This is a genomic window from Micromonospora xinjiangensis, from assembly GCF_056150165.1.
The window spans coordinates 105,854-130,902 of the sequence record NZ_JAXCFO010000002.1; the positions used below are offsets into that span (position 1 = coordinate 105,854).

Consider the following 25,049-nt stretch of genomic DNA (forward strand, 5'->3'; position numbering starts at 1 on the left):
CCTGCCCGGGCACCTTGCGCCGTCCGCCCTGATCCCTTCGTGCCGCCTGCCCGACCTCTCCGCTCCTCGGCGACGGTGGTGGACCTGTTGCGGGGCAGTCAGGGGCGCTCGTGTCGTCCTGCCCCGTTTCTGGGGCAGCTCGACAGCACTGCGACCAGACCCCCGTCCCCGCTCATCCTGAACGTCTGGCCGCCTCCGCCGCCGACGGCGACGAGACCGGAGCCGCTCAGCGTCCGTCGCGTGGGGCGAAGACGGCCAGCGCGTCCGCGTCGCTGTGCCGCGAGCGGAGGTACTCGTCGGCGAACTCGGCGGCCTCCGGGTAGGCCGACTCCGCGGCCACCCGGGCGCAGGCGGCGTCCACGTCGAAATCGGTGCGCCTCAGCTGCACCCCCGGCCCGAGCAGCGCCCAGTACGCGCCGGGACCGCCGTACGGCATGCCGACGCTGCCGGCGTTCACCACCAGGCGCCGGTCGACCAGCCGGGTGAACGGCATGTGGGTGTGCCCGCAGACCACCGTGCGGACCTCCGCCGGGACGTCCGCGAAGACCTCCGCCCAGCGTTGCATCCTCGTGTCGACCAGGACGACCTCCTCGTCGTCCCGAGGGGTGGCGTGGCAGAAGAGCACCGGGCCGAGGCCGTCGATCTCCAGCGTCACCGTGAGGGGCAGCGCCGCCAGCCGGTCCGCCTGGTCGTCGCGGAGCTGGGCGGCGGCCCAGTTCGACACCTCGATCGGGCCGGGGCGACCGGCCCGTGCCTCGACCAGCTCCCGGTCGGCGTTGCCCCGCACCCAGCACGCCCGCTCGCCGAGGTCGGCGAGCAGATCGAGCACCTCGACCGGCTGCGGGCCGGCGGCGATGTCGCCGGTGAGCACGATGAGGTCGGCGGCGGCCACGTCCGGCTCGGCCAGCACGGCCTCCAGTGCGGGCAGTACCCCGTGGATGTCGGACAGGACGGCGACGCGACTCAGCATGGGTCGAGCGTGCCGCTCCCGGTGCGCCGGAAGCCAGGAATTCTGCGCCGGGCAGACAGGCGGCGCCGGGCAGACACGCCCCGATCCGCCGGACCGCGCCGGTCAGGACACGCCGAACGGCCCGGACCGGGATCGGTACGGGCCGTGGTCGACCGACCGGCGACCGGCGCGGGTCAGACGCGGGCGCGGCGGGCCAGACGCTCCGGGTCGAGGATGATGATGCTCTTGCCGTCCAGACGCAGCCACCCGCGCGAGGCGAAGTCCGCCAGCGCCTTGTTGACCGTCTCCCGGGAGGCGCCGACGAGCTGGGCGATCTCCTCCTGGGTCAGGTCGTGGGTCACCCGCAGCACGCCACCGTCGCGGGTGCCGAAGCGGCCGGCCATCTGGAGCAGGTTCTTCGCCACGCGCCCCGGCACGTCCGTGAAGATCAGGTCGGCCAGGGAGTCGTTGGTCCGACGCAGGCGGCGGGCCAGCACCCGCAGCAGCTGCTCGGCGATCTCCGGCCGGTTGTTCAGCCACGGCCGCAGCGCCTGCTTGCGCAGCCGGACGAGGCGGGTGTCGGTCACCGCGGTGGCCGTCGCCGTCCGGGGACCGGGGTCGAAGAGCGACAGCTCGCCGACCATGTCCGACGGGCCCATCACCGCGATCAGGTTCTGCCGGCCGTCCGCCGCCCGGCGCCCGACCTTGATCTTGCCGGACAGCAGGATGTAAAGACTGTCGCCGGGCTCGCCCTCGTTGAAGACGACCTCGCCCTTGCGGACCTCGATCGTCTCCATCTCCTTGGCGAGCGCCTCGGCAGCCTCCGGGTCGACACCCTGGAAGATCCCGCTGCGGGCCAGTACCTCGTCCATCGCGCACCTCCGGTTGCGCGTTGCCGTCCCTCGGCCGGGTCCGCCGTCCGCTGGTCCCTCGCGCGCCGACAAGTCTAGGCGCACGTGAGCGGTAATCAGAGGTGCACCCCTGGAAACTTGATCGTTGGGCGTAACCCGCCCGTGCCACCCGACCAGTAAGATCGCCCGCCACCGGCCCCTGGTGCCATGCGGGGTGACCGGGCCGTAGGGTCACCGACGTGCTGAGTGAGCCGCTGCTGACCACCCGTCGGGAGGACGGGCTCGACGTCCCGATGCTGCTCTGGCGCTCCCCGGCCCCGCTGCGGGCGGTCAGCTCCGCGCCGCTGGGCGGCGGGCTCGGCGTACGCCACTGGATCCTGAACGCCACAGTGCCCATGTCGTACGACCGGGACGACCCCGCCGACCACCTGGCCGCGCTCGCCGACGGCCTCGGGCTCGACGGGCCCGGGGTGGGGCTGCTGACCGGGGTCGACGTCGCCGAGGTGGTCAGCCGCACCGAGGAGGGCGTGCGCGTCTGGGCGACCGTCGGGCTCGGCATGCCGGTCCGGGCCGCCGAACCCGCGCCCGCCGCGCTCGGCGAGCCGGTCGGCACGGTCAACATCGTGGTGTACGTGCCGGCACGACTCGGGGACGCCGCGCTGGTCAACGCGGTGGCCACCGCCACCGAGGCGAAGACGCAGGCGATCACGGACCTGGGCCTGGCGGCCACCGGCACCCCCACGGACGCGGTGACCGTGGCCTGCCCGGTCGACGGGCCCGAGTTCGCCTACGGAGGCCCCCGCTCGGCCTGGGGGGCGCCGCTGGCCCGGGCCGTGCACGCGGCCGTGCTCGCGGGCGGCGCCGGCACCGTCGTGCCCTGGTCACACCGGCTGAACGGCTGAACTTCCGTCCGATCGGCCCTGCTGCCGGGCAAACCGACCCGGTACCGTCGCGGACGATGTACTCTGCCACGCCCACCTCGCCCCGCCGCCGGATCACCCTCGTGCTCGGCGCGCTGCTCGCCGTCCTCGTCGCCGGCTGCGCGGATTCCGGCCCGGCCCCCGTCTGGCAGGCCGGCGCGGGCGGCGGCGCCACCGGGGCACCCGTGACGGACGCCCCGTCGGCCAGTGGCTCCCCGGCGGCCGGCGGCGAGAGCATCTCGCTCTCCGCGACCGGCGACATCATCATGGGCAACGCCCCGAGCCGGCTGCCCGCGAACGGGGGCAAGGGCTTCTTCGACTCGGTGAGCCGGGCCCTCGAGGCCGACCTCGTGATGGGCAACCTCGAGGAGCCGCTGACGGTCGACACCGGCACCGGCAAGTGCGGGGCGAACTCCACCCGCTGCTTCCAGTTCCGCGCCCCGCCCGAGTACGCGGCACACCTGCGCGACGCCGGCTTCGACCTGCTCAACCAGGCCAACAACCACGGCTACGACTACGGGCCGAAGGGGTACGAGAACACCCAGAAGGCCCTGGAGAAGTACGACCTGGCACACACCGGCGCCCCCGACCAGATCACCGTGGTGGAGGTGGAGGGCGTCAAGGTCGCCGTGGCGGGCTTCTCGTCGTACGTCTGGTCCAACAGCCTCGTGGACATCGCGGCGGCGAAGAGGGTGGTCGCGAAGGCGGCCGGCATGGCCGACCTGGTCGTGGTGCAGGTGCACATGGGCGCCGAGGGTGCGGACAAGACCCGGGTGCGGCCGGGCACCGAGATGTTCCTGGGCGAGAACCGGGGCGATCCGGTCAAGTTCTCCAAGGCGATGATCGACGCCGGGGCCGACCTGATCGTGGGCCACGGCCCGCACGTGCTGCGGGGGATGGAGTTCTACAAGGGCCGGCTGATCGCCTACAGCCTGGGGAACTTCGCCGGCGGCGGCAACTCGTTGAGCAACGCGGGGCGGCTCGGCTGGGGCGGGGTGCTCAAGGTGTCGCTGCGCCCCGACGGCAGCTGGGCCGGAGGCTCGTTCACCTCGACGTACATGAACGGCGCAGGCAAGCCGACGATGGACCCGGACGATCGGGGCCTGGGGCTGGTCAAGCAGCTCAGCGGCAGCGACTTCCCGAAGACCGGGGCGCGCTTCGACGCCGACGGGAAGATCAGCCCGCCCGCCGCCTGACCCCGCGCCCGACGGATCGGGATCGACGGGTGGCCGGGCGGTGGCCGGCGGCGCGGACCGGGCGGGGCGTGGCCGCCGGGAGAGTCGGTCCGGCGACGTAGGCTGGCCGGCGTGACCAGTAGCTCCCCCGGCGCCAGCGAGACCGACCTCGGGCGCAAGCGCCGCGCCCGGCGGATCGGCCGGGTGCTGGCCGAGACCCACCCCGACGCGCACTGTGAGCTGGACCACTCCAACGCCCTGGAGCTGGCCGTCGCCACGATCCTCTCGGCGCAGACCACCGACAAGCGGGTCAACGAGGTCACCCCGAAGCTCTTCGCGCGCTACCGGACGCCGGCCGACTACGCGGGCGCCGACCGGGCCGAGCTGGAGGAGCTGCTCCGGCCGACCGGCTTCTTCCGGAACAAGACGGACTCGCTGATGAAGCTCGGGCAGGCCCTCGTCGAGCGGTACGACGGGCGGGTCCCCGGCCGGATGGCCGATCTGGTGACCCTTCCCGGGATCGGGCGCAAGACGGCCAACGTCATTCTCGGCAACGCCTTCGACGTGCCCGGCATCACTGTCGACACCCACTTCCAGCGGCTCGTGCACCGCTGGCGGCTCACCTCGGAGACCGACCCGGTCAAGATCGAGCACGCGGTCGGTGCGCTCTACGAGAAGCGCGACTGGACCATGCTCTCCCACCGGGTGATCTTCCACGGCCGTCGCGTCTGCCACGCCCGCAAGCCCGCCTGCGGCGCCTGCACGCTCGCGAAGCTCTGCCCCTCGTACGGCACCGGGCCGACCGACCCGGCGATGGCGGCCAAGCTGCTCAAGGGGCCCCGCGCCCGGGATCTGGCCGCCGCCGCCGGAGTCGATCCGGAGCTGGTGCCGGCCCAGGCGGTCGCCGCGGAGGTGCCGTGAACCGCCGCATCGTCGCACTGCTCCTGCCGCTGCTGCTCCTCGCCGCCGCGGCGGGCTGCACGACCACGGGCGCCGAGGAGCCCGCGCCGAGCCGGCCGCGGGCCGAACGCCCGTCGCCGTTCGCCGACTGCGCGACGCTCGCCACCCCGCCGTCGGCGGCCGCCGTCCCGGACGGCACCGTCCCGAGCACCGCCGCGCCCGCCCCCGGCGGTTCCGTCGATCCGCTGCCCGAGCTGACCCTCTCCTGCTTCACCGGCGGCGCGCCGGTCGCCCTCCGCGACGTTCGCGGACCCGCAGTGATCAACATTTGGGCCTCCTGGTGCCCGCCCTGCCGCAAGGAGTTGCCCGCCTTCCAGCGCCTCAGCGAGCGGGCGGCGGGCCAGCTGCAGGTGATCGGGGTGAACAGCCGGGACAGCCGCAGCGCGGCGCAGTCGATCGGCGAGGACTTCGGCGTCCGCTTCCCGATGCTGGTCGACCAGGGTGAGGCGCTGCAACGGGCCCTGAACCGCAACGCCTTCCCGTTGACGCTCCTGGTCGACGCGCAGGGCCGGATCCGGCACACGGACTCCTCCGGCGCGCTGGACGACGCCCGCCTCGCCGCGCTCGTCCGCGCGCACCTCGGGGTGGCGGTGCCGGCGTGACCCGCACCCCGCCCGACTGGATGGCGCCGCTGCTGGCCCGGCTCGGTACGGCGCGGGCCGAGGACTTCACCCGACTGGCGACGCCGGAGAGCGGTGGCCGGGAGAGCGCCGTGCTGGTGCTCCTCGGCGAGCAGCCCGGCACCGGCCCGGACGTGCTGATCCTGCAACGGGCGGCCACCCTGCGCACCCACGCCGGTCAGCCGGCCTTCCCCGGCGGCGCGGCCGACCCGGAGGACGCGGACGCCCGGGCCACGGCGCTGCGCGAGGCGAACGAGGAGGTCGCCCTCGACCCCGCCAGCGTCACCGTGCTGGCCGAGCTGCCGAAGCTCTGGATCCCGGTCAGCGACTTCGTGGTCACCCCCGTGCTCGCCTGGTGGCACGCGCCGCACCCGGTGCACCCCTGCGAGCCCGCCGAGGTGGCGCACGTGGCCCGGCTGCCGATCGCCGAGCTGGTGGACCCGGCGAACCGGGTGCGCGTACGCCATCCGAGCGGCTGGATCGGGCCGGCGTTCTCGGTACGCGGGATGCTGGTGTGGGGCTTCACCGCCGGCGTGCTCAGCACCCTGCTGGACATGGGCGGCTGGGCGCGTCCCTGGTCACCGGGGCGGCTGGTCGACCTGCCGCCGACCGGGGCGACCCCGGCCCCCTCCGCCGGCACCGACGAGGTGGACGAGACCCCCGTGCGTTGACCGCATGGTCACCTTCCGCAAGCGGTGGTCATCCGATGAGCCCACGGCCCGTACGCTTGACCCGTGTCCGCCGTGGATCTCGTCCTGCTGCTGCTCATGCTCGTGTTCGCGATCAGCGGATACCGCCAGGGCTTCGTCATCGGCATCCTGTCGTTCACCGGGTTCTTCCTCGGCGCGTTGATCGGCCTCCAGGTCGGCCCGATGCTGGCGCGTCAGTTCGTCGACAGCGGTACCCGGGTGCTGATCTCCCTGTTGGCGGTCTTCGGTCTCGCGGTGGCCGGTCAGGCGCTGGCCGGCTGGCTCGGTTCGAACCTGCGGGCCGCGATCACCGGTCAGACATTCCGCAAGATCGACGACGTGGGCGGGGCCTTCGTGTCGCTCTTCGCGGTGCTGCTGGTCGCCTGGCTCGTCGCGGTGCCGCTCGGCTCGTCCTCGCTGCCCTGGCTGGCCGCGTCGGTGCGCAACAGCGCCCTGCTGACCGTGGTGGACCGGGTCCTGCCCGACCAGGCGCAGCGGCTCTCCACCGCGCTGCGCGACACCGTCGACACGAACGGCTTCCCGGACGTCTTCGGTGACCTCGCGCCGACCCGGGCCCGGCAGGTGTCCCCGCCCGACCCGGCGCTCGCGGGCTCCCAGGTGGTGGTCAACGGGCAGCGGTCGGTGGTCAAGGTGCTCGGCTCCGCGCCGAGCTGCTCGCGCAGGATCGAGGGTTCCGGCTTCGTGTACGCCGACGACCGGGTGATGACCAACGCCCACGTGGTCGCCGGCACCCGCTCGGTGGCGGTGGAGCTGGGCGGTGACCGGTACGACGGCGACGTGGTCGTCTACGACCCGGACCGGGACCTCGCGGTGCTCCACGTGCCGGGCCTGCCCGGGCCGTCCATGCGGTTCGCCGCCGGCAACGCGGGCAGCGGCGCGGACGCGATCGTGCTCGGTTTCCCCCTCGACGGCCCGTACGACGCCCAGTCGGCCCGGATCCGTGACGTGGACCGGATCACGGGGCCGGACATCTACTCCTCGGGGGACGTGACCCGGGAGATCTACACCATCCGGGCGCTGGTGCGCAGCGGCAACTCCGGCGGTCCGCTGGTCTCCGCCAACGGGCTCGTGCTCGGGGTGATCTTCGCGGCGGCGGCCGACGACCCGAACACCGGGTTCGCCGTGACCGCGGCGGAGGCCCGCCCGGTGGCCCTGGCGGGCGCCGAGCGCACCCGCGCCGTCGGCACCGGCGAGTGCACCTGACCCTCTCCCGGGCGATGCGCCGCTGATCAGCCGCCCTGCGGTGCCCGGGGGTTCATGGTCGACGGGGCCCGGGGGTCGGCGTGGCGCCAGATGGTGAAGGCGGCGGCGGTGGCGGCCACGACCGCCGTACCGAGGAGCCAACCCCCGGCCACGTCACTCGTCCAGTGCACGCCCAGGGCCACCCGGCTCACCCCGGTCAGCACCGCGAGCAGCAGGGCCGCCGCCCAGAGCATCGCGCGTCGCGCCGGGCGTCGGGCGTACGGCAGGAAGACCACGAGCAGCACGCCGGCGGCGAGGGTGGCGTTGAGCGCGTGACCGGACGGGAACGCGTACCCGGTGGCCCGGGCCACCGGGTCGAGCAGCTCCGGCCGGTCGCGGCTGACGAGCAGCTTGAGCAGCGGACCGAGCAGCCCACCCACCAGCATGGTCACCGCGACCCACAGGGCGAGCCGCCGGGCGTTTTGGCGGACCAGCCAGATCACGAGAAACAGCGCGGCCACCCGCAGCGGCATGGGCGCGAATACGTCGGTCCAGACGCTCATGAGCCGGACCCAGCCCGGGCTAGCCAGCGCGTGCTCGTGCAACGCGTCGGTCACCGCGGTGTCCAGCCGGTGCAGCGGCGGCCACGTCCCGAGCACCAGCAGGGCGAGCGACGTGAACGGCACCAGCACGAGGAACCCCGCCGCCACCGCCAGGGTCAGGCGCAGGCCGCGCGCTCCCTCGGGATCGAGTCGGCGGCGGTGCCAGGGCGCACCGGCGGGGGCGAGGGTGCGCGGACCGGTCGTACTCATGGCGTCCGTTCTACCCCGCCCGGCTGAGGATCAGCCGTGTCAGCGGCGTGGCCGGCGCAACCGGCGGAGCATCAACGCCGCCCCGGTGAGCAGCGCCACGAAGAGCACGGCACCGGTCCAGAGGCGTTCCGGCGCCGAGTCGTCCTGGGCGCCGGCCGCCCGGGCGGTCCACCGGGTCTGCTGCTGGGGCGCGCTGAACCCGAGCGGATCGCCCACGCCGGTCACCTGGTCGCCCTGGTCCAGACCCGGTGCCGGCCCGAAGCCGACGACGCCGGGCGAGGTGTTGTCGTCGAGGGGGTTGCCGGTCACCGCGGGCACATCGGCGTCGAGCGCGGCCACCGGATCCACCAGCCCGAAACCGAACCGGTCGTCCCGGCCGGTCGGGCCGATGTCGCGGGCCGTGGACACCAGCCGGTTGACCACCTCGCCGGCGGACATCTGCGGGTAGCGCGACCGGACGAGGGCGGCGGTGGCGGCCACCAGCGGCGAGGCGAAGCTGGTGCCCTGCACCCGCCAGTACCCCCCGGGGCGGGCCCCGACGAGCCCGGTGGCCGGTGCGGACAGCACGGTCGCCCGGCCGGTGATCGACCCGGACCAGAGGTTCTCGCTGCTGCGTTCCAGGCCGGCGACCGCGACCACGCCCGGCTCGCGCGCCGGGTACCAGACCGTCGTGGTGGTCGAACTCGCGACGTTGCCGGTGCAGGCGATGACCACCACGTCCCGGGCGAAGGCGTAGTCCAGGGCGGCGGCCAGGGCCGGGCTGTCGCCGCTGCCACCCAGCGACAGGTTGATCACCCGGGCGCCGTGGTCGACCGCCCAGCGCACCCCGCGGGCCACGATGAGCGCGTCGTCGTAGCGGTTCTCGTCGTCGAGGACGCGGACCGGCAGGATCCGCGCGTCCGGTGCGAGGCCGACCACGCCACGCTTGTCGTCGTCGCGACCGGCGATGAGCCCGGCCACCGTGGTGCCGTGGCCTACGGGGTCGGCGTGCGCGTCCCCGCCCGGGTCGACCAGGTCCACACCGGGCAGCACCTGCCCGACCAGGTCGGGATGGCTGGCGTCCACTCCGGAGTCGATGACGGCGACGGTGACCCCGCGCCCGGTCGAGCTGCGCCAGGCGGCCGAGGCGTTCAGCTCGTCGAGCTGCCACTGCTCGTCGCGAACCTGGTCCGGGCGGTCGGCGGCGTCGGTCGGCGCGTACGCCAGCGGCGCGTGGGCGACCGGATGGGCGGCGACGGCCGGCACGGCGGGACCGGCGGTCGCCACCGCGGCCGCCGCGACGCCGAACAGCACCCGGCCGGCGATCCGCCGGACCGCTGCCGGGCAGCCGTGCCGAACCCCAGTCACATCCTCAGCCATTCATCCCATCGGAAACACGACGATCGGAGATTACCGGTTTCCGCCCCGATCCTGGGGCGATCCGTCGACACCGGTCACGGCGCGGGCAGGTGGGCCAGCTGGACGAGGCGTACGCCCTCCCGCCGCGTGACGAGACGACCACGGCCGGGCGGCAGCGGCCCGGGGCGGACCGGGCCGACCAGTGCCCCCTCGTCCGGGCTGCCGGCCATCACGAGACCGGCCGTGGAGAGCTCCCGCAGCCGCTGCACGATCGGCTCGTACTGGGCACGACCGGCGCCACCGGAGCGCCGGGCGAGCACCAGGTGCAGACCGACGTCGCGTGCCTGGGGCAGGTACTCCTCCAGCGCGCGCAGCGGGTTGGCCGGCCCGCTCGCCACCAGGTCGTAGTCGTCGACGAGCACGAACAGCTCCGGCCCGGACCACCAGGAGCGCTCGCGCAGCTGCTGTGGGGTGACGTCGGGGCCGGCGATCCGGCGGGCGAGGTAGCCGGCGGCCGACTCGACCAGGTCGGTCGCGTGCGCGGCCGCGGTGCCGTAGCCGATCAGGTGCGCCGTTTCGATGGCGCCGAGCAGGCTGCGCCGGTAGTCGACCAGGATCACGCGGGCCTGTTCCGGGGTGAAGCGCGTGGTGACGGTGGTGGCGAGCGCCCGCAGGAACGAGGACTTGCCGCACTCGGCATCGCCGAAGACGACGAGATGCGGCTCGGCGGCGAAGTCGAGCACCACCGGCCGCAGGTCGGCCTCGGCGATCCCGACGGGCAGCCGCAGCCCGGTCGTCGCCGTGAGGTCCAGGTCGGCGTACGGGAGCACCGGCGGCAGCAGCCGTACGCGGGGCGCGGGCGCGCCCGTCCACGCGTCGGCGACCTGCTTCACGAGGTCGGCGGTGTCCGCCCCGGCGAGCCGGGGCAGGGCGGTGAGGAAGTGCAGACTCTCCGCCGTGACGCCCCGGCCGGGTGTCTTCTCCGGCACGTTCGCCGCGGCGCGACGGGCCACGAGGGAGTCGTTCGGGTCGCCCAGGCGCAGCTCCAGTCGGGAGCCGAAGAGGTCCCGGATCGCCGGTCGGAAGTCCAGCCAGCGCAGCGCGGTGGTGACCACGTGCACCCCGTACGAGAGCCCCCGGGTCGCCAGGTCGGTGACCAGGGGCTCCAGGTCGTCGTACTCGCCGCGCAGGGTGGTCCAGCCGTCCACCACGAGGAACACGTCACCGAACGGGTCGACGTCCGGTCGGCCGGTCGCGGCCTGCGCCGCCCGCCGCCGCCGGTACGCCGCCATCGACTCGACGCCCAGTTCGGCGAAGCGGCGCTCGCGCTCGGCGAGCAGCGTGGCGACCTCGCCGACCGTGCGCCGTACCGCGGTCGGGTCGGCCCGACCGGTCACCCCGCCGACGTGCGGCAGCCCGCGCAGCGCGGCCAGCCCGCCGCCGCCGAAGTCGAGGCAGTAGATCTGCACCTCGATCGGGGTGTGGGTGAGGGCCAGGGCGCAGATCAGCGTGCGCAGCACCGTCGACTTGCCGCTCTGCGGTGCGCCGACCACCGCCACGTGCCCGGCCGCGCCGTCCAGCGGGAGCCAGAGCAGGTCGCGGCGCTGCTCAAAGGGTTTGTCCACGATCGCCACCGGCACGCCGAGCGCGCCGTGCAGCTCCGGGTTGCCGGTCGTGAGGCCGCGTGCGGGATGCACCGCCACGGGCCCGCACAGGTCGTCCAGCGCGGGCGGCTGGTCGAGCGGGGGCAACCAGACCTGGTGGGCCGGCGGGCCCTGCCCGGCCAGCCGCTCCACGAGCAGGTCCAGCAGGCTCTCCCGGCCGTCCTCGCCGGTCGTGGCCATGGTGGGCGCTGCCGGCTCGGGCGCCGGCACGAAGTGCGTGGTGAAGGTGAGCAGGCGGGGCGGGCCGGTCGTGCCGTCGCCGGCCGCCGGGCCGCCGCGGGGCAGTGGGCCGGAGACGTACGCGGCCTTGAACCGGACCAGCGGCTCCGTGCCGAAGCGCAGGTAACCGTGGCCGGGAGTGCGGGGCAGTTCGTGTGCGTCCGGCACCCCGAGCACGGTCCGGGACTCCAGCGCCGAGAACGTGCGCAACCCGATGCGGTACGACAGGTGCGTGTCCAGTCCGCGCAGCCGCCCCTCCTCCAGCCGCTGCGAGGCGAGCAGCAGGTGCACGCCGAGCGACCGGCCCAGCCGGCCGATCTGCACGAAGAGGTCGATGAAGTCGGGCTTGGCGGAGAGCAGCTCGGAGAACTCGTCGCAGATCAGTAGCAGCGACGGCAGCGGGGCGAGCGGGCTGCCGGCGGCGCGGGCCTGTTCGTAGTCCCGCACGCTGGCGAAGTTGCCGGCCCGGCGCAGCAGCTCCTGCCGGCGTACCAGCTCACCGTTGATCGCGTCGACCATCCGGTCGACCAGGGGCAGCGCGTCCGCCAGGTTGGTGATCACGGCGGCGGTGTGCGGCAGCCGGTCGAACGACGCGAACGTCGCCCCACCCTTGAAGTCGATCAGGACGAGGTTGAGCTGCTCCGAGCTGTGCGTGGCGGCGAGCCCCAGCACGAGGGTGCGGAGCAGTTCGGACTTGCCGGAACCGGTCGCGCCGATGAGCAGGCCGTGCGGGCCCATCCCGTCCTGGGCGGACTCCTTGAGGTCCAGCTCCACGGCGCCGCCGTCGGCGCCCACCCCGATCGGCACCCGCAGCCGTTCCCGGGCCGCGCGTGGTGCCCAACCCTGCTCGACGCCGAAGCTCCGTGGGTCGCCGAGGCCGAGCAGGTCCGGCAGGCCCGGCTCGGCGTACGCCGGGGCGTCCGTGCCGTGGGCCGTGCCGGCGAGGCGCAGCGGGGCCAGCCGCCGGGCGACCGCCTCGGCGTCTTGCGGGTCGAGGCGGTCCGGGGTGCCGACCTCGGCGTGCCCGTCGGCCGAGTACGAGTGCAGCCGCCCGTCCCGCAGGTCGAGCAGGAGGGCGTACCGGTCGAGCAGGCGCGGCGGTGGGGTGTCCAGGTCGAGCACGGTGACGGCGTCGATGCCGCCGTCGCCGGTCAGCTCGGCGGCTCCGGTGAGGTCGCCGCCGTCGAGCACCACCACGACGTGCGGCCCGTCGGTGGCCGGGCCGGCCGGACTGAACCGGGACCGGCTGGCGAGCAGCTCGTCGAGGAGCCGTTCCAGCTCCACGGCGGAGCTGGTCACCAGCCGCACCGGGCCGAGCGCGTCGGTGCGGGTCGGGTGACGGGCGTGCGGCAGCCACTTCACCCACTCCCACGCGGCCCGCCGCTCCGGCCCGGCGCAGACCGCCACCAGCAGTTCCTCGGGAGCGTGGAAGACCGCCAGCTGGGTGAGGACGGCGCGGACCATGGCCCGCGCCGACGCCCCCCGCGCGGGGCCGCCGTCGTCGGCCGGGACCGTGGCGGGCTCGTCCGCGGCGGCACCGCCTCCGTCGTGTACGAAGACGCGGGCGAAGCTGCGCAGCGAGAGCGCCACGGGGAGGTCGGGCACCACGGAGCAGGCGTCCAGGAACCGGCGCAGCGCGCCGGCCGTCATGGGCTCCAACTCCTCCAGCGGCGGGGTGACCGGCGGGACGAGCGGGGTGGCCAGGGTCTGCGGCCCGACGGCGACGCGCACCACCGCGAAGTCGGGGTCGGTCGGCCGGCGCTCCCAGACACGGTGGCTCGCCACGGTGGACCAGAGCCGCCCCGGATCGGGGTGCCGGTAGTGCAGGCCCGCCCGCTGCCGCGCGGCGGTCTGCCGGACGCGGCGGCGCAGTGCGGTCAGGTGCCGCAGGTACTCCCGGCGCGCGGCCATCATCTCCGACTTGCGTGGGGTGCCCGCCGCGCTGCCCCACGTGGTGACCAGCATCGCGAGCGACGAGAGGCCGAACATGCCGCCCACCACGTACGCGTAGGCGCCGCCGCCCCGGCCGAACATCATCGCCATCGCCACCGTGCCGCCGAGCATGGGCAGCAGCATGAGCAGCTGCTGCCAGCGACCGCCGGTCACCGCGGGGATCTCCGGCGGCGCCTCGACGGGCAGCTCACCGGTCGGGATCTCCGGCGCCGGCCGCCGGGGCGGGCGCTTGACGACGACGGTGGACACGGACCCTCCCCAGAACTCTCGGTAACCCGAGGCTGGCTCATCGTAGGTAAAGTCCTGTCGTCCGCGCAGCCACCCACCCGCATCGATATGGAGAGACGCCGATGTCCACCGGCCTGGCACGCGTCACCATCAGCGCCCCGCAGCGGCGGCTGGACGTCGCCCTGCCGGAGCAGGTCCCCCTGGCCGAGCTGTTGCCCGACATGCTGCGCCACGCCGGCGAGGGCCTGGCCGACGACGGCGAGCGGCACGGCGGCTGGGTGCTGCGGCGCACCGACGGCGCGGTGCTGTCGACCGCGCAGGCGCTGCTGCCCCAGGGGGTACGCGACGGCGAGGTGCTCCACCTGGTGCCGGCCCGCGCCCACTGGCCGGAGCTCGACTACGACGACGTGGTGGAGGCGATCGCCGACGGCGCCCGGCGTCGGGGCGGCGGGTGGTCGGCCACCGCCACCCGGACGGCCGCCCTCGCGGGCGCCGCCGTTCCGCTCGCCGTGGGTCTGGTCGCCCTGCTGGCCGGCGGGCCGCAGCAACGGGCCGGCTGGCTCGCCGCGGCGGTCGTGGCGCTGCTGCTCGTCCTCGCCGGCGCCGTCGCCTCCCGGGCGCACGGCGACGGCCCGACCGCCGCGACCCTCGGCGGCTACGCGCTGCCGTACGCGGCCGCCGCCGGAGCGCTGGCGGTCGGTTCGGGGGACCCGGTCGGCCCGCTCGGGCCGCTGCGCTGGGTGGGCGCGCCCGAGGTGCTGGCGGGGGCGGTCGCCCTGCTGCTGGCCTCGGTGCTCGGGCTGCTGGGCGTCGCCACCCGGCTACGGGTCTTCGTCGCCGGCACGGCGGTCGGGCTGGTGGGCGTGCCGACCGCGCTCGGCGGGCTGGCGCTCGGCCCGGCGGGCGCCACGGCGGTGCTGCTCTGCGTCCTGGTCTTCGCCCTCGGGGTGGTGCCGCTGCTGGCGATCCGGCTCGGCAAGCTGCCCCTGCCGCCGATCACCCTCCCGGCGCCGGCCGAGGAGGGGACAGCCGCCCGCGACCTGCCCGACCGGGGTCGGGTGTACGCGGCGGTGGCCCGCACCGAGGAGATCCTCACCGGCATGCTGCTCGGGCACGCCGTGCTGGCCGTCGCCGCCGCGACGGTGCTCGCCGTCGCCGGTGGGACCGCCGGTGCGCTGCTGGTCGCGGTCACCGCGTCCGTGCTGCTGCTGCGCTCCCGGGTCTTCGTGGCGGTGCGGCACCGGGTGCCACCGGTGATCGCCGGCCTGGCCGCGCACGGGGTGCTCGGCGCCGTGCTCGCCCAGCGGGTGGGCAGCGAGGGCCGGCTCGGGCTGGCGGTCGCCGGAGCCGCGCTGGCCCTGCTCGCCGTGACCGCCGGCACCACGTACGCCCGCCGGCCCGTCTCCCCGTACCTCGGTCGGGTGGCGGACCTGGCCGACACGGCGCTGGTGGTGGCGGTGGTGCCGGTCGCCTGCGCGGTGCTGGACCTGTACGAACGGGCCCGGGGACTGCTCGCGTGAGCGGTCCCCGGGCCCGGTCCGGGTCTCGGTGCGGTCAGTGCAGGCCTTCGCCGCGCTCCTCGGCCTCGCGGGCCCGCCGGAACGAGGCGTGGATCTCGGCCTCGGCTTCCGTGCGGCCGACCCAGGTGGCGCCCTCGACCGACTTGCCCGGCTCGAGGTCCTTGTAGACCTCGAAGAAGTGCTGGATCTCCAGCCGGTCGAACTCGCCGAGGTGGTGGATGTCGCGCAGGTGCTCCTGGCGCGGGTCCTCGTAGGGCACGCAGAGGACCTTGTCGTCCCCGCCCTTCTCGTCCGTCATCCGGAACATCCCGATGGTGCGGCACCGGATGAGGCAGCCCGGGAAGGTCGGCTCGGGCACCAGCACGAGCGCGTCCAGCGGGTCGCCGTCCTCACCCAGGGTGCCCTCGATGAAGCCGTAGTCGGCCGGGTACTGGGTGGAGGTGAAGAGGGTGCGGTCCAGCCGGATGCGGCCGGTCTTGTGGTCCACCTCGTACTTGTTGCGGTGACCCTTGGGGATCTCAACCGTGACGTCGAAATCCATGTGCACGCTCCCTCGTTTGCCCACGCTGGCCAACGGAACCACCGGCGCCACCCGGACAGGCGAAAGTCACCCGCCGGCCTCGGACGCCGCATAGTGTTCGGACCGAAGTAGTGTCACCCAAGCCAATTTCCGCAGGGGAGGAGGGGGTCGTGGGGAGGGAAGATTCACACTACCGCCCGGAGTCAGGGTCTGGACGTGGTACCGGGCAATCTGGTGCGGGCGGTGCCACCGGTCGCGTACCGGTCCCCGGCGCGCACCCGCCCCACCCCTCCGCAGCCACGTACGACCCGCGCTGGCACCCAGGTGGGGAAGGCCCGGTCTCCGACGCCGCTCCGCCGGCCTGGCAGCCGCCGGCCGACCCCCGTACCACCCAGCGGGACCGATTCCCGGCGATGGGCCCCGACCGGCCGATGATCCCGCCCACCTTCCCGAGCGGGCCCGCGCCGACCTCCGGAATCCCGACCAGCCCCGCGCCCGCGGGCCCACGCCGCGACCACCAGCCGGCCGCCCGGGGCTACGCCCACGCCGGCGCGCCGCCCGTCGCCGGTTCCGCCGGTCCGGTGCCGCCGGGGACCGCGGGCGGTCCGGTGAGCGCCCCGCCCGCGGCTCCGGCGGCCCCGCCGCGGCGTCGCCGCCGACTTCCCGTCGTGCTCGCCGTGGTGCTGCTGCTCGTGGTGGCCGGCGTGGGTCTGGTGGTCGTACGCCCCGGGCCGGTCGACGGCTGGCTCGGCGCCGCCGCCGACGAGCGGGGGAGCAGCGCGCCGGCGCCCGAGCCCGCACCGTCGGCCGTGCTCGCCGGACCCGACGCGAACGCCCCCGAGCCCACGCCGGACGGGGTGCGCGCCGCCCTCGAACCGCTGGTCGGGGCGGCCGCGCTCGGCGAGCGGGTCAACGTCTCGGTGGCGGACGCGGTCACCGGCCGGTCCCTCTTCGCGAAGGGCGCGGACGACGGCACGGTGCCCGCCTCGGTGACGAAGCTGGTCACCGGCGTCACCGTGCTGGCCGCGCGGGGGCCCGGGTACCGGATCCCCACCCGGGCGGTCGCCGGGGCGAACCCGGGCGAGGTGGTCATCGTCGCCGGCGGCGACCCGACGCTGGCCGTCGACAAGAACGGCTTCTACCCGGGCGCCGCCCGCCTGGACGACCTCGCCGACCAGGTCAAGGCCGCGCTCGGCGGCACGAAGCCGACCAAGGTGATCATCGACGGCTCGCTCTACTCCGGGCCGGTGCTGGAGCCGGGCTGGGACGAGGACATCCCGGTCGGCGGGTACGGGTCGAAGATCACCGCGCTGATGACCGACGGTGCCCGCAGCGACGTCCCGAAGGCGAAGAAGGACCACGACGACGGCAACCACGCCGCCGAGCGGGTGGCGGAGCCCGACCTCACGGCCGGCCGCGCGTTCGCCCGCTTGCTCGGCGTGCCGAGCAGCGCGGTGAGCCGCGGCAAGGCGCCCGCCGGTGACGGCGCCGCGGCCGGCGCCCCCGGCAGCGAGCTGGGCAAGGTCGAGTCCATGCCGCTGGTCCGGCTGGTCGACATCATGATCACCGACAGCGACAACATCGTCGCGGAGGCCCTGGCCCGCCAGGTCGCGCTGGCCCGGGACAAGCCCGCCTCGTTCGTGGGCGCCGCCGAGGCGATGGACGAGGTGGCCGGCGAGCTGGGCCTCGCCGCTGACGAGTTGTCCCTCGCCGACGGCAGCGGGCTGTCGCGCACCAACCGGATCAGCCCGTCCCTGCTCACCGACCTGATCACGCTGGCCGGCAACGGCAGCCGTCCCGAGTTGGCCGCGATCTTCGGCGGCCTGCCGGTCGGCGGCTGGTCCGGAACCCTGGGCGACCGGTACGAGGCGTCGGGCACGAAGACCGGCGCCGGAGTGGTCCGGGCCAAGACCGGGACGCTCACCGGTGTGAACGCGATCGCGGGTCTGGTCACCACGAAGGACGGGCGGCTGCTCACGTTCGCCGTGCTCACCGACCGGGTGCCGGAGGGCGGTACCGACCCCGCGCGGGTGGCGCTGGACCGGATCACCGCCACGCTCGCCGGCTGCGGCTGCCGCTGAGCCGGAACCCGCCCACCGGGGCGTACGCCGCCGGGTGCGGGCGTCGGCGGCCGGTGCGAGCCCGGGTCGGGGTGTTCCGGCGCGGGTACGGTGGGTGCATGGCGCAGTTCGTGGACTGGGATCTGGCCGCCGCCACCGCGGGGGCGCTGGGCAAGTCGGGCCCCCGGGTGTCGTACGCCGAGGCCACCGACGTGGTCGGCGACCTGCGACGGCTGACCGACGAGGCAGCCGGGCACGTGGCCGACTACACCGGTCTGCGAGCCCAGGTGAGCCACCCGCCGGTGCGGGTGGTCGACCGGCGGGACTGGGCCGCCGCGAACATCGCCGGCCTGCGTGAGGTGATCGCCCCGCTGGTCGGCCGGCTCGCGGGCGACAAGCAGCCCGGCGCCCTCACCGAGGCGATCGGCTCGCGACTGACCGGCGTGCAGGCGGGCACCGTCCTCGCCTACCTCTCCGGCCGGGTGCTGGGGCAGTACGAGGTCTTCTCCGGTGATCCCGGGCAGCTGCTGCTCGTGGCGCCGAACATCGTCGAGGTCGAGCGGAAGCTGAACGCCGACCCGCGTGACTTCCGGCTCTGGGTGTGCCTGCACGAGGTGACCCACCGCACCCAGTTCACCGCCGTGCCGTGGATGCGGGCGTACTTCCTCGGCGAGGTGCAGGCGTTCGTGGACGCCTCGTCCGGCGGCAGCGAGCACCTGCTCGACCGGCTGCGGCGCGGCGTGGCGACCCTCGCCGACGCGATCCGCGACCCGGAGAGCCGCACCAGCGTGCTCGACCTCGTCCAGACACCCGCGCAGCGGGCCGTGCTGGACCGGCTCACCGCGCTCATGACCCTGCTGGAGGGGCACGCCGAGTTCGTGATGGATGGGGTTGGCCCGCAGGTCATCCCCAGCGTCGAGCGGATCCGGGCGGCGTTCAACCGGCGCCGCGAGGCGGGCAACCCGCTGGAGAAGGCGATCCGCCGGCTGCTCGGCGTGGACGTCAAGATGCGCCAGTACGCCGAGGGCCGCAAGTTCGTGCACGGCGTGGTCGACCGCGTCGGCATGGAGGGCTTCAACAAGGTCTTCGGCTCGCCGCTGACGCTGCCCCGGCTCGACGAGCTCGGCGACCCGGACGCCTGGGTGGCCCGGGTCCACGGGCCGGCCGGCCCGATCCCCTCGGCCGGCTGACCCCACCACGGTGGCCGTCCTCGCCCCGCCGGTGGCCGCGATCCGCGTGGCCGTCCGCCGTGCGCTGACCCCGCTGTCGGGTGACGGGCCGGTGCTGGTGGCCTGCTCCGGCGGGGCCGACTCGCTCGCCCTCGCCGCCGCCACCGCCTTCGTCGCGCCCCGGCTGGGCCGACCCGCCGGGCTGGTCACCGTCGACCACGGGCTCCAGGCCGGCTCCGCCCAACGGGCCGCCGAGGTGGCGGGCTGGGCCGAGGAGCTGGGACTGGCGCCGGTGGAGGCGGTCCGCGTGGACGTGGCGGGGCGTGCGGGCGGCCCGGAGGCGGCGGCGCGGGAGGCCCGCTACGAGGCGCTGGTGCGCGCCGCCGAGCGGCATCGGGCCGCCGCGCTGCTCACCGGGCACACCCGCGACGACCAGGCCGAGACCGTGCTGCTCGCGCTCGCCCGGGGCGCCGGCCCGCGTGGCCTGGCCGGGATGCCCGCCCGGCGGGACCTGGGCCGGGTGCCGCTGCTGCGCCCCCTGCTCGGGATCAGCCGGGAGCAGACCCGGGCGGCGTGCGCCGCGCTCGATCTCAAGCCCTGGGCGGACCCGCACAACAGCGACCCCGCGTACGCGCGGGCCCGCGTGCGCGCCGACGCGCTGCCCGCACTGGTCCGCGCACTCGGGCCGGGCGTGCTCGACGGGCTGGCCCGCACCGCCCGACTCGTCGCCGAGGACACCGCCGCCCTCGACGACCTCGCCGAGGCCGCGCTGGAGGCGGCCCGGCACCCGGCCGGCGGGCTCGACGTCGGGAGGCTGGCCGCCCTCGCGCCCGCCGTACGCACGCGGGTCCTGCACGCCTGGGCGCGCGAGCTGGGCGCCGCGCCGAGCGCGCTCTCCCACCGGCACGTGGCCGCGCTGGACGCGCTGGTCACCGCCTGGCGCGGCCAGGGCGCGGCACACCTGCCCGGCGGCCTCCGGGTGCTGCGCCGTGCGGACCGCCTCCAGCCCCACTGAGGGCTTGACGCGACGGTGGGCCCACGGCCTGCCCGGCGCGGCCGCGCCACACGGCCTGCGCCGGTCGTGGGAGCCGCTGCTCAGCCGGCGTGGGCGCGGTCGCGGAAGGTGGTGCGGTAGCTGTGCGGGGTGGCCCCCACCCGCCGGGTGAAGTGGTGGCGCAGCGCCGCCGCGTCCCCGAAGCCGGCCCGGTCGGCGACCGCCTCGACGCTGAGCCGGGTCTCCTCCAGCAGTCGCCGGGCCAGCAGCACCCGCTGGTTGGTCATCCAGTCGTGCGGGGTGGTGCCGGTCTCCGCCCGGAACCGGCGGGCGAAGGTACGCGGCGCCATCCCGGCGCGGGCGGCCAGGTCGTCCACCGTGACCGGGCGGTCGAGGTGCCCCATCAGCCACTCCAGCACCGGCTCCAGGGTCGGGGCCTCGGGCGCCTTCGGGATCGGCGCCTCGACGTACTGCGACTGCCCGCCGTCGCGGTGCGGTGGCACCACCATCCGCCGGGCCAACCGGGTGGCGGTGGCCGAGCCGTGCTCCTGCCGGACCAGGTGCAGGCAGGCGTCGATGCCGGCGGCCGTCCCGGCGCTGGTGAGCAGCCGCCCGTCGGCGACGTAGAGCGAGTTGCACTGGACGCGCGCGGACCGGTGCAGTCGCTGGAGTTCGTCCACGTACCGCCAGTGGGTGGTGCAGTCGCGCCCGTCGAGCAGGCCCGCCGCGCCGAGCAGGAAGGCGCCGGAGCAGACGCTCAGCACGTACGCCCCGCGGGCGTCGGCCCGGCGCAGGGCGTCGAGCACCGCCTCGGGCGGTGTGGCGCGTTCACTGTGGGCGGGCACCGCGACCAGGTCGGCGTCCTCCAGCGGCGTGAGGTCGGCGTGCGGGACCAGCTGGAAGCCGGAGGAGGTGCGCACCGGGCCGCCGTCCGGGCTGCACACGTGGAAGCGGTAGCCGGGGAAGCCGTCCGCCGTCCGGTCGGTGCCGAACACCTCGGCGAGCACCCCGAGTTCGAACGTCGCGACGTGATCCAGGGCGAGTACGGCCACCGAGCGCAGCATGTGACGAGGGTAACCCGGCAGGTGGCAGGAAATCGATGGGCAGTGGCATTTCTGCCACTGTCTGTCCCGGGTGCGGCGTCGCAGACTGGGTTCAGTCCGGTGCGCACCGGCGGCGAAACCGACAGCAATCGTGTGAAAGTGAGCGCCGCCATGGAGTTCCTGCTTCTCCTCCTGTTCCTCGTCCTTCTCGCCGTCGCCTCGGCGACCGGGTTGACCACCGACAGCCGCGACTCCGCCGACTGGAAGCCGACCGACGCCGGCCGGCGGTGGCGCGGCCGTACCTGCTGATGCCTCTTCGTGGGGTTCGGCCGGAAAAATCCCGGGCGGGACCGCGCCAAAAGGGGCGGCCCCGCCGACGGCGGCCCGCCGGCGTACGGCAGGCTAGGAGCCATGGCAGACGGCTCCTGGTACGACGCCGACATCGACCACGTGATCATCTCGGAAGCGCAGATCCGCGAGAAGACGGCGGAACTCGCCAAGCAGGTCGCCGCGGACTACGCCCACGTCGAGGACGGGCTCCTGCTGGTGTGCGTGCTCAAGGGCGCGGTGATGTTCATGGCCGACTTCGCCCGGGCGCTCGGCCGGCACGGCCCCCCGGCCGAGCTGGAGTTCATGGCCGTCTCGTCGTACGGCCAGGGCACCACCTCCTCCGGGGTGGTCCGCATCCTCAAGGACCTGGACCGGGACATCGCCGGCCGACACGTGGTGGTGGTCGAGGACATCGTCGACTCCGGCCTCACCCTCTCCTGGCTGCTGCGCTACCTGGAGTCCCGCTCGGCCGCGAGCGTCGAGGTGGTCGCCCTGTTCCGCAAGCCGGACGCGGTCAAGGTGCCGGTCCCGGTCCGGTACGTGGGCTTCGACATCCCGACCGAGTTCGTCGTCGGTTACGGGCTGGACTTCGGGGAGCGCTACCGGGAACTGCCCTACGTCGGGGTGCTCAAGCCGGAGGTCTACGCCCGTTCCTGAGCCGTGCTCGCATCGGCGTTCGTCAAGCCGACGTTCAGCGGACTCTCAGTTGTTCGGACTACCGTGGACGTCGGTGGCGCGGAGGTACCTCCGCGCCCGGCCCCTCGATCGCGTGACCGGGTGTTCGCGGGTGGCCGGGTTCGGACTTCTCGCCACGTCGGTCTCCGCCCGGTCCCGCCGTACGTGACGGCACGGGCTGGCGGGCCCGGTGCGCGAAACGTGCCGTCGATGTCCGACGTGCGTCGAGTGCGGGGCTCGCAAGCTCACTCCGCGCGCACACGGTGTACCGTCGAATGACCGCGGCGCGGCAGTTTGTCGCACCTCGGGGGTCGAGGCCGGCCCGCACGGCGGCTCCGGCCGCCGCCACAGGCGGCGACACCATTCAGACGGTCAGGACGTCGATCAGGAGGATGCGGGCGTCTCGGCGCTCGACAACAGCATGGAACGTACGCGTTTCTTCCGCCGACCGGTGGTCTGGATCATCCTGGTCATCCTCGGCGCCGTTGTGCTCAGTCAGTTGTTCACCTCGGGTCCCAGCTACCACCGGGTGGACACTTCCGTCGCGCTCGATCAACTTCACACTGCCAAGATCGATAAAGCGATCTTCCAGGACAAGGAGCAGACGCTCCAGCTGGAACTCGCCGAGAAGGCCAAGTTCGGTGACACGACCACCGACCGGATCGAGGCCCAGTTCCCCTACGAGGTGGGCGGCCAGGTCTGGAACGAGGTCCTCGACGCCAAGGCGGCCAACCGGATCACCGGCCCCGCCGACACGAAGGTGTCCTCCGACAGCATCTGGGTGAGCCTGCTGGTCAACCTGCTCCCCATCGTGCTGCTCGTGCTTCTGCTGCTGTTCTTCATGTCGCAGATGCAGGGCGGCGGCTCGCGGGTGCTCAACTTCGGCAAGTCCAAGGCCAAGATGATCACCAAGGACACGCCGAAGACCACCTTCGCGGACGTCGCGGGCGCCGACGAGGCGGTGGAGGAGCTCCACGAGATCAAGGACTTCCTCCAGAACCCGGCCAAGTACCAGGCCCTGGGCGCCAAGATCCCGAAGGGCGTGCTGCTCTTCGGCCCGCCCGGTACCGGTAAGACGCTGCTGGCCCGCGCGGTCGCCGGCGAGGCCGGGGTGCCCTTCTACTCCATCTCCGGCTCGGACTTCGTCGAGATGTTCGTGGGTGTCGGCGCCAGCCGCGTCCGCGACCTCTTCGAGCAGGCCAAGGCGAACGCCCCGGCGATCGTCTTCGTCGACGAGATCGACGCCGTCGGCCGGCACCGTGGCGCCGGCATGGGCGGCGGCCACGACGAGCGGGAGCAGACCCTCAACCAGCTGCTGGTCGAGATGGACGGCTTCGACACCAAGGGCGGGGTCATCCTGATCGCCGCCACCAACCGGCCGGACATCCTCGACCCGGCGCTGCTGCGTCCGGGCCGCTTCGACCGGCAGATCCCGGTGGACGCGCCGGACATGGAGGGCCGCAAGGCCATCCTGCGGGTGCACGCCAAGGGCAAGCCGTTCACCCCCGACGTCGACCTCGACTCGGTGGCACGGCGGACCCCGGGCTTCAGCGGCGCCGACCTGGCCAACGTGATCAACGAGGCCGCGCTGCTGACCGCGCGCAAGGACCAGCGGGCGATCTCCAACGACTCCCTGGAGGAGTCGATCGACCGGGTGATCGCCGGTCCGCAGCGCCGGACCCGCGTGATGAGCGACCAGGAGAAGAAGATCACCGCGTACCACGAGGGCGGGCACGCGCTGGTCGCCTGGGCGCTGCCGCACGCGGCGCCGGTGCACAAGGTGACGATCCTGTCCCGCGGTCGCTCGCTGGGCCACACCCTGGTGCTGCCCACCGAGGACAAGTACACCCAGACCCGCGCGGAGATGGTCGACACCCTGGCGTACGCGCTGGGCGGTCGGGCCGCGGAGGAGCTCGTCTTCCACGAGCCGACCACCGGTGCCGGCAACGACATCGAGAAGGCCACCCAGCTGGCCCGGGCGATGATCACCCAGTACGGCATGAGCTCCAAGCTCGGCGCGATCAAGTACGGCACCAGCGGGGACGAGCCGTTCCTCGGCCGCAACATGGGCCACGAACGGGACTACTCCGACGCGGTCGCCGCCGAGATCGACGGCGAGATGCGGGCGCTCATCGAGCTGGCCCACGACGAGGCCTGGGAGATCCTGGTGGAGTACCGGGACGTCCTGGACAACATCGTGCTCGAGCTGATGGAGAAGGAGACTCTCTCCACGGCCGACATGGCCCGGATCTGCGCCCGGGTGGTCAAGCGCCCGCCGATGGCGCCGTACAACGGCTTCGGCAAGCGCCAGCCCTCCACCGAGCCGCCGGTGCTCACCCCGGCGGAGAAGGAGGCGCTGAAGGCGCAGGCCCAGGCCGACGGCGCCCAGGCGGGGGTCGGTGGCGGCTCGTCGAACAACTCGGACGGTACGCACTGAGCACGAACGACCCGGCGGCCAGCCCCGACAGGGGGCTGGCCGCCTCCGGCTCCGCGACCGAGCCCGACGGCGACGACGGGCTGGACTACATCGCCGCCCGACTGATCAACGGCAAGCTCACCGGCGGCCCCGTCGAGGACACCGTCGACCTGGCCCGGATCGAGAAGGCCGTCCGCGAGATCCTCATCGCGGTCGGGGAGGACCCGGACCGCGACGGTCTCCAGCAGACCCCGGCCCGGGTGGCCCGGGCGTACGCCGAGCTCTTCGCCGGCCTGCGGGTCGACCCGGCCCAGGTGCTCAGCACCACCTTCGAGGCGAACCACCATGAGCTGGTGCTCGTCCGGGACATCGACGTGATGAGCCTCTGCGAGCACCACCTGCTGCCCTTCCGGGGCAGCGCGCACATCGGCTACATCCCCGGGCCGGACGGCCGGATCACCGGCCTGTCCAAGCTGGCCCGGCTGGTCGAGGTCTACGCCCGCCGGCCGCAGGTGCAGGAGCGGCTCACCTCGCAGATCGCCGACCTGCTCATGAGCAAGCTCGCGCCGCGTGGCGTGATCGTCGTGCTGGAGTGCGAGCACATGTGCATGGCCATGCGCGGCATCCAGAAGTCGGGCGCCCAGACCATCACCTCGGCGGTCCGCGGCACCCTGCAGAACGACGCGAAGTCGCGGGCCGAGGCGATGGCCCTCATTCTGCCCCGCTGACCCGGCCGGGTGT

General features: G+C 74.4%; 21 protein-coding genes. 14 read left to right on the top strand and 7 right to left on the bottom strand.

Annotated elements, in window-relative coordinates; all coding sequences use genetic code 11:
• Positions 1–226: 226 nt before the first annotated feature.
• Both SM573_RS07265 and SM573_RS07270 read right to left on the bottom strand, forming a co-directional pair.
• Positions 227–970 (bottom strand): metallophosphoesterase family protein, encoded by a 744-nt coding sequence (locus SM573_RS07265; RefSeq protein WP_474615781.1) that lies wholly within the window; start codon positions 968–970, stop codon positions 227–229.
• A gap of 173 nt (positions 971–1,143) precedes the next feature.
• A complete protein-coding gene (locus SM573_RS07270; RefSeq protein WP_007073398.1) occupies positions 1,144–1,821 on the bottom strand; it encodes a Crp/Fnr family transcriptional regulator in 678 nt (225 codons plus the stop codon).
• 218 nt (positions 1,822–2,039) lie between these two features.
• On the opposite strand from SM573_RS07270, the gene SM573_RS07275 reads away from it, so the two are divergent.
• The 6 genes from SM573_RS07275 (at position 2,040) to SM573_RS07300 (ending at position 7,388) form a co-directional block, all read left to right on the top strand.
• On the top strand, positions 2,040–2,702 hold the full coding sequence (locus SM573_RS07275; RefSeq protein ID WP_474611398.1) for an adenosylcobinamide amidohydrolase: 663 nt from the start codon (positions 2,040–2,042) through the stop codon (positions 2,700–2,702).
• A gap of 56 nt (positions 2,703–2,758) precedes the next feature.
• The gene (locus SM573_RS07280) at positions 2,759–3,916 is read left to right on the top strand and encodes a CapA family protein (protein WP_474615782.1); all 1,158 of its coding nucleotides are present in this window, start codon (positions 2,759–2,761) and stop codon (positions 3,914–3,916) included.
• Positions 3,917–4,027: 111 nt separating this feature from the next.
• Positions 4,028–4,816 (top strand): endonuclease III, encoded by a 789-nt coding sequence (nth, locus tag SM573_RS07285; protein ID WP_474615783.1) that lies wholly within the window; start codon positions 4,028–4,030, stop codon positions 4,814–4,816.
• Positions 4,813–5,457, top strand: coding sequence for a TlpA family protein disulfide reductase (locus SM573_RS07290; RefSeq protein WP_474611395.1), 645 nt, complete (start codon positions 4,813–4,815; stop codon positions 5,455–5,457). The genes nth and SM573_RS07290 overlap by 4 nt, the downstream gene beginning before the upstream one ends.
• Positions 5,454–6,146, top strand: coding sequence for an NUDIX hydrolase (locus SM573_RS07295; protein ID WP_474615784.1), 693 nt, complete (start codon positions 5,454–5,456; stop codon positions 6,144–6,146). The genes SM573_RS07290 and SM573_RS07295 overlap by 4 nt, the downstream gene beginning before the upstream one ends.
• A 63-nt stretch (positions 6,147–6,209) precedes the next feature.
• A complete protein-coding gene (locus SM573_RS07300; protein ID WP_474615785.1) occupies positions 6,210–7,388 on the top strand; it encodes a MarP family serine protease in 1,179 nt (392 codons plus the stop codon).
• A gap of 26 nt (positions 7,389–7,414) precedes the next feature.
• Here SM573_RS07300 and SM573_RS07305 read toward each other — a convergent pair whose 3' ends face one another.
• The 3 genes from SM573_RS07305 to eccCa all read right to left on the bottom strand — a co-directional run bounded on the left by SM573_RS07305 (position 7,415) and on the right by eccCa (position 13,602).
• Positions 7,415–8,179, bottom strand: coding sequence for a phosphatase PAP2 family protein (locus SM573_RS07305; protein ID WP_474611392.1), 765 nt, complete (start codon positions 8,177–8,179; stop codon positions 7,415–7,417).
• A gap of 39 nt (positions 8,180–8,218) precedes the next feature.
• Positions 8,219–9,538, bottom strand: a complete 1,320-nt coding sequence (gene mycP / locus SM573_RS07310; protein WP_474611391.1) for a type VII secretion-associated serine protease mycosin — start codon at positions 9,536–9,538, stop codon at positions 8,219–8,221.
• Positions 9,539–9,612: 74 nt separating this feature from the next.
• Complete coding sequence (gene eccCa / locus SM573_RS07315; protein WP_474615786.1) at positions 9,613–13,602, bottom strand: type VII secretion protein EccCa; 3,990 nt, start codon at positions 13,600–13,602, stop codon at positions 9,613–9,615.
• A 101-nt stretch (positions 13,603–13,703) separates the two neighbouring features.
• On the opposite strand from eccCa, the gene eccD reads away from it, so the two are divergent.
• Positions 13,704–15,101: a type VII secretion integral membrane protein EccD gene (gene eccD / locus SM573_RS07320; protein ID WP_474615787.1), complete on the top strand. Its 1,398-nt coding sequence runs from the start codon at positions 13,704–13,706 to the stop codon at positions 15,099–15,101.
• A gap of 34 nt (positions 15,102–15,135) precedes the next feature.
• Here eccD and SM573_RS07325 read toward each other — a convergent pair whose 3' ends face one another.
• A complete protein-coding gene (locus tag SM573_RS07325) occupies positions 15,136–15,642 on the bottom strand; it encodes an inorganic diphosphatase (RefSeq protein ID WP_474611388.1) in 507 nt (168 codons plus the stop codon).
• Between the two features lie 647 nt (positions 15,643–16,289).
• On the opposite strand from SM573_RS07325, the gene dacB reads away from it, so the two are divergent.
• The 3 genes from dacB to tilS all read left to right on the top strand — a co-directional run bounded on the left by dacB (position 16,290) and on the right by tilS (position 19,865).
• Positions 16,290–17,702, top strand: coding sequence for a D-alanyl-D-alanine carboxypeptidase/D-alanyl-D-alanine endopeptidase (dacB, locus tag SM573_RS07330; RefSeq protein WP_474611387.1), 1,413 nt, complete (start codon positions 16,290–16,292; stop codon positions 17,700–17,702).
• 98 nt (positions 17,703–17,800) lie between these two features.
• The gene (locus tag SM573_RS07335) at positions 17,801–18,871 is read left to right on the top strand and encodes a zinc-dependent metalloprotease (protein WP_474611386.1); all 1,071 of its coding nucleotides are present in this window, start codon (positions 17,801–17,803) and stop codon (positions 18,869–18,871) included.
• A gap of 10 nt (positions 18,872–18,881) precedes the next feature.
• Entirely contained in the window at positions 18,882–19,865 is a 984-nt protein-coding gene (gene tilS, locus SM573_RS07340) for a tRNA lysidine(34) synthetase TilS (protein WP_474615788.1), read from the top strand.
• Between the two features lie 80 nt (positions 19,866–19,945).
• Here the strand turns inward: tilS and SM573_RS07345 are convergent, their stop codons facing one another.
• A complete protein-coding gene (locus SM573_RS07345) occupies positions 19,946–20,908 on the bottom strand; it encodes a GlxA family transcriptional regulator (RefSeq protein WP_474615789.1) in 963 nt (320 codons plus the stop codon).
• Between the two features lie 138 nt (positions 20,909–21,046).
• On the opposite strand from SM573_RS07345, the gene SM573_RS07350 reads away from it, so the two are divergent.
• The 4 genes from SM573_RS07350 to folE all read left to right on the top strand — a co-directional run bounded on the left by SM573_RS07350 (position 21,047) and on the right by folE (position 25,036).
• A complete protein-coding gene (locus tag SM573_RS07350; RefSeq protein ID WP_474616067.1) occupies positions 21,047–21,196 on the top strand; it encodes a hypothetical protein in 150 nt (49 codons plus the stop codon).
• A gap of 102 nt (positions 21,197–21,298) precedes the next feature.
• Entirely contained in the window at positions 21,299–21,874 is a 576-nt protein-coding gene (gene hpt / locus SM573_RS07355; protein ID WP_474611383.1) for a hypoxanthine phosphoribosyltransferase, read from the top strand.
• Positions 21,875–22,313: 439 nt separating this feature from the next.
• Positions 22,314–24,329 (top strand): ATP-dependent zinc metalloprotease FtsH, encoded by a 2,016-nt coding sequence (gene ftsH, locus SM573_RS07360; protein ID WP_474611382.1) that lies wholly within the window; start codon positions 22,314–22,316, stop codon positions 24,327–24,329.
• A gap of 35 nt (positions 24,330–24,364) precedes the next feature.
• Positions 24,365–25,036 (top strand): GTP cyclohydrolase I FolE, encoded by a 672-nt coding sequence (gene folE, locus SM573_RS07365; RefSeq protein ID WP_474616043.1) that lies wholly within the window; start codon positions 24,365–24,367, stop codon positions 25,034–25,036.
• Positions 25,037–25,049 lie beyond the last annotated feature (13 nt).